Annotated in this window: 13 protein-coding genes; 11 read left to right on the plus strand and 2 right to left on the minus strand. The window is 56.3% G+C overall.

What is annotated here, in order from left to right:
* Window positions 1-165 precede the first annotated feature (165 nt).
* Window positions 166-801, minus strand: a complete 636-nt coding sequence (locus DW937_RS10320; RefSeq protein ID WP_097777426.1) for a phosphatase PAP2 family protein — start codon at window positions 799-801, stop codon at window positions 166-168.
* Window positions 802-948: 147 nt separating this feature from the next.
* Here DW937_RS10320 and DW937_RS10325 point away from each other — a divergent pair, with 147 nt between their 5' ends.
* The 7 genes from DW937_RS10325 (at window position 949) to mscL (ending at window position 7,325) form a co-directional block, all read left to right on the plus strand.
* Window positions 949-1,860: an HAD-IIB family hydrolase gene (locus DW937_RS10325; RefSeq protein ID WP_120120857.1), complete on the plus strand. Its 912-nt coding sequence runs from the start codon at window positions 949-951 to the stop codon at window positions 1,858-1,860.
* 211 nt (window positions 1,861-2,071) lie between these two features.
* Window positions 2,072-3,034: a bifunctional 4-hydroxy-2-oxoglutarate aldolase/2-dehydro-3-deoxy-phosphogluconate aldolase gene (gene eda, locus DW937_RS10330; RefSeq protein ID WP_120020731.1), complete on the plus strand. Its 963-nt coding sequence runs from the start codon at window positions 2,072-2,074 to the stop codon at window positions 3,032-3,034.
* A gap of 93 nt (window positions 3,035-3,127) precedes the next feature.
* A complete protein-coding gene (locus DW937_RS10335) occupies window positions 3,128-4,153 on the plus strand; it encodes a sugar kinase (RefSeq protein WP_097777423.1) in 1,026 nt (341 codons plus the stop codon).
* Between the two features lie 19 nt (window positions 4,154-4,172).
* A complete protein-coding gene (gene kduI, locus DW937_RS10340; RefSeq protein WP_005944042.1) occupies window positions 4,173-5,021 on the plus strand; it encodes a 5-dehydro-4-deoxy-D-glucuronate isomerase in 849 nt (282 codons plus the stop codon).
* Between the two features lie 81 nt (window positions 5,022-5,102).
* Window positions 5,103-5,903, plus strand: a complete 801-nt coding sequence (locus tag DW937_RS10345) for a gluconate 5-dehydrogenase (RefSeq protein WP_120120858.1) — start codon at window positions 5,103-5,105, stop codon at window positions 5,901-5,903.
* A 305-nt stretch (window positions 5,904-6,208) separates the two neighbouring features.
* On the plus strand, window positions 6,209-6,700 hold the full coding sequence (locus tag DW937_RS10350; RefSeq protein WP_044953969.1) for a hypothetical protein: 492 nt from the start codon (window positions 6,209-6,211) through the stop codon (window positions 6,698-6,700).
* A 172-nt stretch (window positions 6,701-6,872) separates the two neighbouring features.
* Window positions 6,873-7,325, plus strand: coding sequence for a large conductance mechanosensitive channel protein MscL (gene mscL, locus DW937_RS10355; protein WP_120120859.1), 453 nt, complete (start codon window positions 6,873-6,875; stop codon window positions 7,323-7,325).
* A gap of 50 nt (window positions 7,326-7,375) precedes the next feature.
* Here mscL and DW937_RS15205 read toward each other — a convergent pair whose 3' ends face one another.
* Window positions 7,376-7,741, minus strand: coding sequence for a hypothetical protein (locus DW937_RS15205; protein WP_243111467.1), 366 nt, complete (start codon window positions 7,739-7,741; stop codon window positions 7,376-7,378).
* A 114-nt stretch (window positions 7,742-7,855) separates the two neighbouring features.
* Here DW937_RS15205 and DW937_RS10365 point away from each other — a divergent pair, with 114 nt between their 5' ends.
* The 4 genes from DW937_RS10365 (at window position 7,856) to DW937_RS10380 (ending at window position 11,330) form a co-directional block, all read left to right on the plus strand.
* Complete coding sequence (locus tag DW937_RS10365; protein WP_005944024.1) at window positions 7,856-8,671, plus strand: Cof-type HAD-IIB family hydrolase; 816 nt, start codon at window positions 7,856-7,858, stop codon at window positions 8,669-8,671.
* Between the two features lie 18 nt (window positions 8,672-8,689).
* Entirely contained in the window at window positions 8,690-9,679 is a 990-nt protein-coding gene (locus tag DW937_RS10370; protein WP_120020727.1) for a 3'-5' exonuclease, read from the plus strand.
* Window positions 9,680-9,835: 156 nt separating this feature from the next.
* The gene (locus DW937_RS10375) at window positions 9,836-10,426 is read left to right on the plus strand and encodes a VTT domain-containing protein (protein ID WP_242959224.1); all 591 of its coding nucleotides are present in this window, start codon (window positions 9,836-9,838) and stop codon (window positions 10,424-10,426) included.
* A gap of 418 nt (window positions 10,427-10,844) precedes the next feature.
* Complete coding sequence (locus tag DW937_RS10380) at window positions 10,845-11,330, plus strand: MarR family transcriptional regulator (RefSeq protein WP_243111468.1); 486 nt, start codon at window positions 10,845-10,847, stop codon at window positions 11,328-11,330.
* The last annotated feature ends 74 nt before the right edge of the window (window positions 11,331-11,404 follow it).

An 11,404-nucleotide genomic window follows, 5' to 3' on the forward strand; every position in this document is an offset into this window, starting at 1 on the left:
AAAAATTGATATACTAGTATTGAAGTTATCAAGACCATATTACCCAACCACAGGGCGGCTGTCAAGTGTGGCCGCAACTAAAAATCGCCAACATTTTTCTCTGTTTTGTCAAGACAGGCCCCATGGCAGCACAAAAGCCCTCCGGGTGAAGGGCTTTTGCTGCGTTTACTTTTTAGCGGAACGGTACACCACCGGCGCCCACACAAAGGCCACAGCCAGACCGCACACCACATCAATGATGGAGTGCTGCTTGGTGAACACGGTGGACGCACAGATCAGTGCAGCCCACACCCAGGCCAGAATTTTCAGGGCCGGGCGCTCCTTTGCCAGCTTGCTGTGGCTGAACGCCATTGCCATGCAGGCCGTGCTTTGGCAATGGATGGACGGGCACACATTGACCGAGGCGTCCGCCCTCCAGATCAGCTGCATGATGCTCATTGCAATGTTGCTGCGGCCCACCGCATCCACTGTGGGGCGGATATCCAGACCGTTGGGCAGCAGCATGTACAGGATCAGGCAGAAGGTCATGCCGGAAAACATGGTCAGGCAGAGCTTATCGTAGCTTTGGGTGTCGCACCACCACAGCAGGGCCGTCACACCAGCCAGCAGCACAAACCAGCTGCAATACGGAAAGATGAACCACTCATTGAAGGGGATCAGATCATCAAGTGGGGCGTGGATGATATATTTGGGATCTTTGATGGTCAGATCCAGCCAGAAGAACCAGATCAGATACACCACCCAGTACAGCTGGAACCACAGGTGCGGGCGGCGCCGGCTCCACAATTGTTTGGGATTCATGGTATTTCTCCTATATTTTCAATGTGATGACGTATGATTATACCACATCACGCCATCTTGCGCAAACCTTTCCGGTGCGATAAAATAAAAAGAGTGTTGTAAACCTGCGCTCTGTTTTTGAGCGTATCTATTATAAAAGGAGCCATTATGTTGCAAAGCTTTCCCCCTGTCCGCCTTGCCGCGCTGGATCTGGACGGCACCCTGCTGAACCGGAACAACGAGGTCACCCTTGCCACCCGTCAAGCCATTGCCCGCGCTGTAGAGCATGGCGTGGTGGTGGTGCCCGCCACAGGCCGCCCTCTGGCCAGCCTGCCGCCTGTTGTGGCAAAGCTGCCCGGCATCCGGTATGCCATCACCTCCAACGGTGCCGCCGTGTGGGACCTTGGCGATGACCCCATGGGTGCTGTGCACAGCCGCTATGCCAATGCCGCCCAGCGCCATACCAGTGAGCCCGCCTGTCTGCTGCACCGCCTGATGCCGGCAGAAGTGGCACGGGAAGCTTTTGACCTGTTCCAGCAGTACGATGGCGAGCTGAGCGTATTCAGCGACGGCCTTGCCATCAAGACTCCGGAGGGCATTGCAAAGCTCACCTCCCGCACCGCCCACTTTCTCTCCTCCGAGGCGCGGCAGAACCTGACCGACGGCCGCTTTACCGTCATTCCCGGCATCGAGAGCTGGATGTCCCGCCATGCGCACGAGATCGAAAAACTGTGCATGTTCTTCGACAGCACCGAAAAGACCGCCGCTGCCCTGCCAAAGTTTCAGGCTATCCCGGGCGTGGCCGTGGTGCAGGGTTCGCCGGATAACATTGAAGTGACCGCTGCCGGTGTGGATAAGGGCAGTGCCCTGCTGGCTCTGGCCGACCTGCTGGGCATCCCCCACGAGAACACCCTTGCCGTGGGCGACAGCGAGAACGACCGCGCCATGCTGGAAAAGGCAGGGATCGCCGCTGTTATGGCCAACGGAATGCCCCAGATCAAGGCCATTGGCAGCATTGTGAGCGAAGCCGACTGCGACCACGACGGCGTTGCAGAGCTGTTCGGCAGGCTTGGTATTTGAGCAAACAGGGTCAAAACAGCCCCAATTTTCAGGTCATTCGTCATTTTTGTGCAATGTATACAAGCTCTTATGCAAAACATTGTGCTTGTTGAGCATTTCCAAACTCATTTCCGTCGTTTATACTAATAATATGAGCGCACAGTGGGTGCACCATGCCCAAACGGCAGCCCACGCGCACCAAGAGAGTTCAAACTAAAAGGAGAAATGCGTTATGAATCCCATCGTAGAAAAGGTCTATCAGATCGGCATTATCCCTGTTATCGCTTTTAACAGCGTTGATGAAGCCCTGCCCCTGTGCAAGGCTCTGGCTGACGGCGGTCTGCCCGCAGCTGAGGTCACCTTCCGCACCGCATGTGCTGAGGATTGCATCCGCAAGATCCACGAGGAGATGCCCGAGATGCTGCTGGGCGCAGGCACTGTCCTGACCACCGAGCAGGCTGACCGTGCAATGGCAGCTGGTGCTTCCTTCATCGTTGCTCCCGGCTTCGACCCCGAAGTCTGCAAGCACGTTATCGACAAGGGCGGCATCATGATGCCCGGCACCTGCTCTGCAGGCGAGATGCAGCAGGCTATGAACATGGGCTGCGAGGCCCTGAAGTTCTTCCCCGCTGAGGCAAACGGCGGTGTCGGCATGCTGAAGAACATCGGCGCTGCCCTGAAGAGCGCACGCTGGATGTGCACCGGCGGTGTCAACGCAAAGAACGTCAACGACTATCTGGGCTATGACCAGATCTTCGCTGTGGGCGGCACCTGGATGTGCAAGAGTGACGTGATTAAAGCCGGCGACTGGGCAAAGATCACTGCTCAGAGCAAGGAAGCGGTTGACACCATGCTGGGCCTGAAGCTGATGCACATTGGCATCAACACCGAGAACGAGGAAGAGGCCATGAAGGTGGCAAACATCATCGGCAGCCTGCTGAACATGAAGGTCGCTCCCGGCAACTCCAGCATCTTCGTCGGCAACAAGGAGTTCGAGATCATGAAGAAGGTCGGCCGCGGCACCAATGGCCACATCGCCATCGGCTGCAACAACGTGGATCGTGCCATCTATCACCTGTCTCAGCGCGGTGCCAAGTTCGATCTGGACAGCAAGGTCGTGAAGAACGGCAAGACCATCGCCTGCTACTTTGCAGACGAGATCGGCGGCTTCGCATTCCACCTGGTTCAGGCCTGAGCTCCGGCCCCCTTATCCGTGAAAGCCCTGCTGCGCCGGGGATGCCCCGCAGCAGAAGGTCATAAACACCTGTAAATAAAAGGAGAATAACCAATGAAAGTCGTTACTTTTGGCGAACTGATGGTCCGTCTGCAGCCGTTCAACTACGAGCGTTTCGTTCAGGCTAACAGCCTGGAGTTCACCTTCGGCGGCGGCGAGGCAAACGTTGCTGTTTCTCTGGCCAACTACGGTCTGGACGCAGCCTTCGTCACCAAGCTCCCCGCACACGCAATCGGTCAGGCCGCTGTCAACAGCCTGCGCCGTTACGGCGTTGACACCAGCATGATCACCCGCGGCGGCGATCGCGTTGGCATCTACTACAACGAGAAGGGTGCTTCTCAGCGTGGTTCCGTCTGCATCTACGACCGTGCCAACAGCGCCATCCAGCTGGCTCAGCCCTCCGACTTTGATTGGGATAAGATCTTCGAGGGCGTGGACTGGTTCCACTTCACCGGCATCACCCCGGCTCTGGGCGAGAATGTCGTCGAGATCTGCCGCGAGGCCTGCAAGGCTGCTAAGGCTCACGGCGTGAAGATCAGCTGCGACCTGAACTACCGCGGCAAGCTGTGGACCCGTGAGCAGGCCCGCGCTGCCATGACTGACCTGTGCCAGTATGTTGACGTGTGCATCTCCAACGAGGAGGACGCAAAGGACGTGTTCGGCATCGAGGCCGAGGCTACCGATATCTACGGCGGCAAGCTGAATGCCGAGGGCTACAAGAGCGTGGCTAAGCAGCTGGCTGACAAGTTCCACTTTGAGAAGGTCGCTATCACCCTGCGTGAGAGCCACAGCGCCTTCGACAACGGCTGGAGCGCTATGCTGTACGATGTTGCTTCCAATGAGTACTGCTTCTCCAAGAAGTACGACCTGCACATCATCGACCGCGTTGGCGGCGGCGACTCCTTCGGCGGCGGCCTGATCTACAGCCTGCTGACCGGCAAGACCACTCAGGAAGCTGTTGAGTTCGCTGTTGCTGCTTCTGCTCTGAAGCACTCCATCGAGGGCGACTACAACATGATGACCGTGTCCGAGGTCGAGAAGCTGGCTGGCGGCGACGGTTCCGGCCGTATTCAGCGCTAAGAGCAGGGAGGAGTCCAGAATGGATATCCGCTACTCCTGCAACCAGAAGGATTTCAAGCGCTATACCACCGAGGAAATGCGGGACGAAATGCTCATCACCGGCCTGTACAAGGCCGATGAGGTCGTTGCTGTGTACAGCCATGTGGACCGCATGGTCACGCTGGGCTGCATGCCGGTGCACGAGACCGTGTCCATCGACAAGGGCATCGACGTGTGGGCAAACTTCGGCACCCACTACTTTCTGGAGCGCCGCGAGATCGGCATGTTCAACATCGGCAAGGATTCCACCGGTATCGTGGTGGCCGACGGCGTGAAGTACGAGCTGGGCTATAAGGACTGCCTGTACATCACCAAGGGCACCAAGGAAGTCACCTTTGCTTCCGCCGACCCGGAGCATCCCGCCAAGTTCTACATGGTATCCGCTCCCGCACATTGCTCTTACGAGACCCGCCTGATCAAGATGGCTGATGCAAACCATCGTCCTCTGGGCAGCGTCGAGACCTGCAATAAGCGCACCATCAATCAGTTCATCCACCCGGATGTGCTGAAGACCTGCCAGCTCAGCATGGGTATGACCGAACTGGAATCCGGTTCCAACTGGAACACGATGCCCAGCCACACCCACGAGCGGCGCATGGAAATTTATACCTACTTTGAACTGCCCGAGGGGCAGGTGGTGTTCCACATGTGCGGCGAGCCTACCCAGACCCGCCACATCGTGATGCACAACGAGGATGCTGTCATCAGCCCTTCTTGGAGCATTCACAGCGGCGTAGGCACCTCGAACTATACGTTTATCTGGGCAATGGGCGGCGAGAACATGGAGTTTGACGACATGGACAACATCGCTACCACTGACCTGCGCTAAAAAGCACCATACACAAGCCCCGTACCGGGTTCACCGGTACGGGGCTTTTTGCTAAAAATTTAACTTGAGAAGGAGAACATCATGGATCTTTCCGCTTTCAACCTGCAGGGCAAAGTGGCTCTGATCACCGGCGGTGCCCACGGCATCGGTTTTTCCATCGCCGAAGGCATGGCCAAGTGCGGTGCCGCCATCTGCTTCAACTGCTCTTCCGAAGCAAGCCTTGAAAAGGGCCTTGCAGCATACAAGGCAGCCGGCATCGACGCACACGGCTATGTGGCCGACGTGTCCGATGAGGACGCTGTGAACGCCATGGTTGCAAAGATCAAGGCCGAGGTCGGCCCTGTGGACATTCTGGTAAACAATGCCGGTCTGATGAAGCGCGTGCCCATGACCGAGATGAGCCACGCCGACTTCATGCGGGTCATCGATGTGCATGTAGGCGGTGCCTTCAACTGCTCCAAGGCCGTTCTGCCGGACATGATGGAAAAACGCGAGGGCAAGATCATCAACATCTGCTCCATGATGAGCGAGCTGGGCCGCGAGACCGTCTCCTCCTACGCTGCCGCCAAGGGTGCACTGAAGATGCTCACCAAGAATATCGCCTCCGAGTACGGCGAGTACAACATCCAGTGTAACGGCATGGGCCCCGGCTACATCGCCACCGCCCAGACCGCACCTCTGCGGGAGGTGCAGCCGGACGGCAGCCGCCACCCCTTCGACCAGTTCATCACTGCCAAGACCCCCGCAGGCCGCTGGGGTGAGCCGGACGACATGGTGGGCCCCTGCGTGTTCCTTGCAAGCCACGCCTCCGATTTTGTGAACGGCCAGATCCTGTACGCCGACGGCGGCATTCTGGCTTACATCGGCCGCCAGCCCAAGTAAAACCATTTGGGCGCTGCGCCTTCCTTGATCTTCCGACCAGACAGCTCTGTGCAGGCCAAAGTCTGCATGGGGCTGTCTTTTTACGAAAGCGGCAAGCAGCCTTTCCTACAAAACTTTGCTTCATGTTAGTTCGTGTTAAAATGTTCCAATTTCATGTCAAATTGGTAACAGTTCCTGTTTCATCGTTCAAAATGCACATAGGCGTCTTGATTTTTTGTCGAAATTCCCGTATAATCGTCTTCATCATCCATCACACCCTGTTGGTTGATCTGAATACGAAGTAAATTCAAAGGAGTATATTTCACATGAAACTCAAGAACATTGCGATCGTTGCTGCCGCTGCAGCACTGGCTGTTGGCATGACTGCCTGCGGTTCTTCTGCATCCTCCACCGCCGCTTCCTCTTCTGTGGCTTCTTCTGCTGCCGCTTCTTCCGAGGCTGCAAGCTCTGAGGCTGCTTCCAGCGAAGCTGCTGAGCCCACCACCGCTGAGTACACTGTGTACAACACCACCGGTTCTACCGTCACCGAGCTGTACCTGTACGATGCAGGCAGCGACGAGAAGGGCGACAATCTGGCCGGCGAGAACGGTCTGGCTGACGGCGAGAACATCGTCATCACCCGCGATGTGGAGGCTGACAAGCAGTCCGACGTGACCTACATTCTGGAGTTCACCACCGAGGACGGCCAGACCCAGAGCTTTGAGACCCTGCACTACGAGGTCGCTCCCATCTCCCTGCTGAGTGTGGATGCCGCTGCAGGTGCTACCCCCATCGCTTTTACTGCACCGGAAAAGTAAAAACTGTTTCATCCTTGCAAAACGGGAAAGTCTGCAGGACTTTCCCGTTTTATTTTTTTCCAAAAGAGGACTGAGGCTGTCATTTTCCCTTGCAATCACGCCAAAAATCCGCTATCATAGACGCAAATACGTTCCCTTGCGGCATAAAGGGAGTAAAGGAGTGGATTTTCTTATGGCAGAAAAAGAGATCAAGGGCATCAAAAAGTTTTTTGAAGAATTCAAGGCCTTCGCCATGCGCGGCAACGTGCTGGATATGGCAGTCGGTGTTGTGATCGGCGGTGCGTTCACGGCCATCGTCAACTCACTGGTGAACGACATCATCAACCCTGCCATCGGCCTGTTCTTCAACGCAGATTTCTCGGAAGTGGGCATCCATGTGGGCGATGTGATGATCGGCATTGGTTCCTTCATCAATGCCATCATTAACTTCCTGATCGTGGCCTTTGTGCTGTTCGTGGTCATCAAGACCATCAACGCCCTGCACAAGAAGCCTGCTGAGCCGGAAGCTCCCGCAGAGCCCACCACCAAGGTGTGCCCCTACTGCCAGAGCGAGATCTCTATCAAGGCAGTGCGCTGCCCCCACTGCACCAGCAAGCTGGAGGGCTTCCCGGAGATCAACAATTAAATTTTGAATGGCCTCCGCTTTGCTCTGGCCATATTCAGCGGAATCATTTTCTAAATTACAAATCGGGAAAGTCTGCGGACTTTCCCGATTTGTTTTTTCACCCGCGGAGCCGCAAAGGCAAACAGCATAATCAACGCAAAACCTCCCTGCCCGGCCGCAGTCGCTGCGGTTCCAGAGCGGGGAGGTTTTACTTTATCCGGGAAAATGTGGAAGTCGGCCTCGGTCACAGCGCCGTTGTTGTCCACGGTGCCCTTGTAGAAGCGGGCAGACTGGATCTGGGCAGTGCCCATGCCGTCGCCGATGAACAGGAAGATGTACTTGGGTTTCTGGAACAGGCCCAGCAGGCAGTTCTCCTCGTCGGCTGCGGCATCCGCGCCAACGTAAAAAGCCGGAAAGGGATGTAAAATCCTGCTCAAGTGCCACCACTTTTTCCACAAACGTCTCTGCAAGGGTTGAAAGATGATGGCATTTCATTGTACAATAAGAGAGTAAGTGCTTTTTTACCTTTATATAAATTGAGAGGATTTTATATGGCAGAGATCAAAGTTCTGGCACTGGATCTGGATGGCACCCTGACCAACAGCCAGAAGGAAGTTACACCCCGCACCCGCGCCGCACTGGATGCTGCAATTGCAAAGGGTGTCACCATCGTGCTGGCATCCGGCCGTCCCACCGCGGGCGTGCTGCCGCTGGCAAAGGAACTGGGGCTGGATAAAAAGGGCGGCTGCATCCTTTCCTACAACGGCGGCAAGATCATCGACTGCCGCACCGGCGAGACTTTGTACCAGAAACAGCTGGATGCCCAGTACGTACCCGAGCTGTGCGCCTTTGCCGCCGCACAGAACGTGACCATTATCACCTATAATAAAGAGGGCGTTGTCACCGAGCACCCGGACGACAAGTGGGCACTGCGCGAGTGCTTTACCTGCAAACTGCCCATGACCGGCGTGGACGATCTGGCAAAGTATGTGGATTACCCCATCTGCAAAATGCTCATCACGCTGGACCCCGCCCGCCGGGACGAGGTGTGGGCCGCCGGCAAAAAGCAGTTTGACGGCCGCATCGACCTGTACCCCTCCAGCCCGTTCTTTATTGAAGCCGTGCCGCTGGGCGTTGCCAAGGACGGCAGCCTTGCCGCCCTTTTGGAGCACATGGGCCTTGGCCGCGAAAACCTGATGGCCTGCGGCGACGGCCTGAATGACCGCTCCATGATCGAGTACGCCGGTGTGGGCGTGGCCATGCAGAATGCCGAAGAGCCGGTAAAGGCCGTGGCCGACTATGTGACTGCCGCCGACAACGACCACGACGGTGTGGCCGAGGCTGTGGAGAAGTTTATTTTAAAGTAACGAGAGGAACACAAAACAATGCCGCGCAATCTGGTTTTATTTGATCTGGAATGGAATATCGGCTACCAGCCGTATACCTTTAATTACCATGGCGTGCAGCAGACCTTCCGGGGCGAGATCGTGGAGATCGGTGCCGTGAAGATCGACGAGGATGCCAACGTGCTGGATACCTTTTCCATCCATCTGCGGCCCCGCATCTTCCGCAAGCTGCAGCATCACATTGCCAAGGTCACCGGCCTGACGCAGGCCGATCTGGACAAGGGTGAGCCCATCGTGCAGGGCCTGCGCCGCTTTATGCAGTGGTGCGGCCCGGATGCCGAATTTGCCGAGTGGGGCATGGATGACGTACCGGTGCTCAAGCAGAACCTGTACCTGTGCAACATCGACGAATCAAAGCCCACCGTCTGGTACGACCTGCAGCAGGTGTTCCTGCGGGAGCATCCCCGCAAAGAGGGCGAGGGCATGACGCTGGAAAGCGTCGTCACCCGCTTAGGGCTGCCCATGGAGCGGCAGTTCCACGATGCCCTTTCCGACACGCTGTACACCGCCGATGTCTGCCGGATGCTCGACCTGCGGGCCGGTCTTGCGGCCTACCCCACTGAGGAGGAATCCCTGCGGGCCAGCCTGTGCCCCACCCCCGGCGACTACCGGGATTTTGAGGTATTCCGCGGCTATGTAGAGCAGTACACCTGGCGCACCGACCCCAAAATTTACACCATGAGCTGCCCGGAGTGCGGCGCACCGCTCAAGCCCGATGATGTATGGTTGAAAAAGGGCAGCAACAGCTGGTACACCCTGAGCCAGTGCCCCCACTGCGCCGGCAGCAGCAATGCCGCAGGCAAGGGTGTGTTCCAGCGCTACAAGCTGGCCCGCCGCGACGGCCTGCACTGGAGCTATGCCCGCTGCCTGCAGATCCCGGACGATGCTTCTCTTGCCCGGTGGGAAAAGCAGCGCACCGCCCAATTGGAACGCATGAAGGCCCGCGCAGAAAAGCAGGCTGCGGAGTAAAACAGCACCGGCAGCTTCGTAGTATCCCAAGGAGGCTGTGCACAGGGCAAAAAAAATGTCGCTTTGTGTTCATGCTTGTGTCATACAATATGGATATACTACGGATAGAGGAACCTGCGGATGGGAAAGCGCAGGCGGAAGGGATGGATGTGCACAATGAACTTTTGGCTGCGCCAGCTGGGAACGCTGGAGTTCTGGGAAACTCTGCTGGACAGTTTTGGCAACCTTGGCCCCATTGCCCCCATCACGCTGGCCATGGTGGAGTCGTTTTTTCCGCCGCTGCCGCTCATTGCCATTGTGGCGCTGAATGTAGCGGCTCACGGCGGCATTCTGGGTTTTCTGTACAGCTGGGCCGGTGTGGCGCTGGGCGGCAGCATCATGTTCCTGCTGTGGCGGCGGGTGGTCAAGTGCTTCTTCTGGAAGTTTGCCTCCCGCTCGCCCAAGCTGGAAAAGGCTCAGCAGTGGGTGAACCGCTTTGACACTTCGTCGCTGTTCATGCTCACGCTGCTGCCCTTCGCGCCAAGCTCCTTTATGCATCTGGCCTTTGGCATCTCGGACTTTGACGAAAAGCGCTATCTCATTACCATGCTGCTGGGCAAGGGCGTGATGATCGCCATGATGGCAGTGTTTGGGCAGTCGCTGGTCAGTTCCATGAAGAACCCGGTGTATCTGGTGCTGGCCGTTCTGCTGTGGGGCGGGATGTACTGGGTGAGCAAACAGTTCTGTAAAAAACACAATCTGGAATAATAATTCAGAATGCCCTCCACATTCGCTCTGGGCATATTTAGCGGAAAAATATTTTTATAATAGGGCAACAGCAGACAGCCTGCGGGCTGTCTGCTGTTGCATTTTCACAGTAATGGCCCAAAAGGTAAACTCCATCTGTTGCGCTTATTTCCTTCGGAAATGACCGCGTAACCGGAAAATATGCCGCTTGCAACTACGGCCCCTTCCGTGAAAAAGCAAACCAGCCAAGCCCGCAGGCTTGGCTGGTTTGCAATATAAAAAATAATATTTCATTATCTTATGCCCAGAGCAAAGCGGAGGGCATTTAAAATCGTTCCCTTCCCCTTGACATTCACTTTGACTGCTGTATAATATGTATGCTATCAAACAGTTTTATTTGAAACTGTTCAATGCCAAAACAACCATGAAGGACAAAACCATGATGTGTGACGAAACCAAAAACGAGTGCTGCAATCACGCCGATCCCCCTTGGGAAGGCCCACAGGTCATCCCGGCGCAGATCCGCCGGGTGGACAACCTGATCTTCCGCAAGATCAACCAGTTTGCCCGCGAAAATGACGTGGAGCAGGCCACCCCCATGCACGGGTGGATCATTGGGTATCTCTACCGCCACCGGGACACCCCCGTGTTCCAGCGGGACATTGAGCGGGAGTTCTCCATCACCCGCTCCACCGTGACCAACATCCTGCAATTGATGGAGCGCAAGGGCTATATTGAGCGGCGCAGTGTTCCGCAGGACGCCCGGCTCAAGCAGCTGGTGCTCACCGAAGAGGGCATCTGCTTCCACGAAAAGACGATGCTCTGCTTCCACCAGACCGACGACTATGTGGCCGGACTGCTGACAGCGGAGGAAAATACCGAGCTGCTGCGGCTTTTAAACAAGCTGCGGGAAGCGCTGCAGTAATGCAGTTTGCTAAATTTTGGGTTGTTAAATTAGTAATTATGAACATTTTTTGAAACGTCTTGACAATTAAAATG

The organism is Faecalibacterium sp. AM43-5AT (assembly GCF_003603345.1).
GTDB lineage: Bacteria > Bacillota > Clostridia > Oscillospirales > Ruminococcaceae > Faecalibacterium > Faecalibacterium taiwanense.

Excerpts from the sequence above, each read along its gene's own strand:
- DW937_RS10320 (WP_097777426.1), bottom strand. The coding sequence starts at position 801 with ATGAATCCCAAACAATTGTGGAGCCGGCGCCGCCCGCACCTGTGGTTC.
- DW937_RS10325 (WP_120120857.1), top strand. The coding sequence starts at position 949 with ATGTTGCAAAGCTTTCCCCCTGTCCGCCTTGCCGCGCTGGATCTGGAC.
- eda (WP_120020731.1), top strand. The coding sequence starts at position 2,072 with ATGAATCCCATCGTAGAAAAGGTCTATCAGATCGGCATTATCCCTGTT.
- DW937_RS10335 (WP_097777423.1), top strand. The coding sequence starts at position 3,128 with ATGAAAGTCGTTACTTTTGGCGAACTGATGGTCCGTCTGCAGCCGTTC.
- kduI (WP_005944042.1), top strand. The coding sequence starts at position 4,173 with ATGGATATCCGCTACTCCTGCAACCAGAAGGATTTCAAGCGCTATACC.
- DW937_RS10345 (WP_120120858.1), top strand. The coding sequence starts at position 5,103 with ATGGATCTTTCCGCTTTCAACCTGCAGGGCAAAGTGGCTCTGATCACC.
- DW937_RS10350 (WP_044953969.1), top strand. The coding sequence starts at position 6,209 with ATGAAACTCAAGAACATTGCGATCGTTGCTGCCGCTGCAGCACTGGCT.
- mscL (WP_120120859.1), top strand. The coding sequence starts at position 6,873 with ATGGCAGAAAAAGAGATCAAGGGCATCAAAAAGTTTTTTGAAGAATTC.
- DW937_RS10365 (WP_005944024.1), top strand. The coding sequence starts at position 7,856 with ATGGCAGAGATCAAAGTTCTGGCACTGGATCTGGATGGCACCCTGACC.
- DW937_RS10370 (WP_120020727.1), top strand. The coding sequence starts at position 8,690 with ATGCCGCGCAATCTGGTTTTATTTGATCTGGAATGGAATATCGGCTAC.
- DW937_RS10375 (WP_242959224.1), top strand. The coding sequence starts at position 9,836 with ATGAACTTTTGGCTGCGCCAGCTGGGAACGCTGGAGTTCTGGGAAACT.
- DW937_RS10380 (WP_243111468.1), top strand. The coding sequence starts at position 10,845 with ATGATGTGTGACGAAACCAAAAACGAGTGCTGCAATCACGCCGATCCC.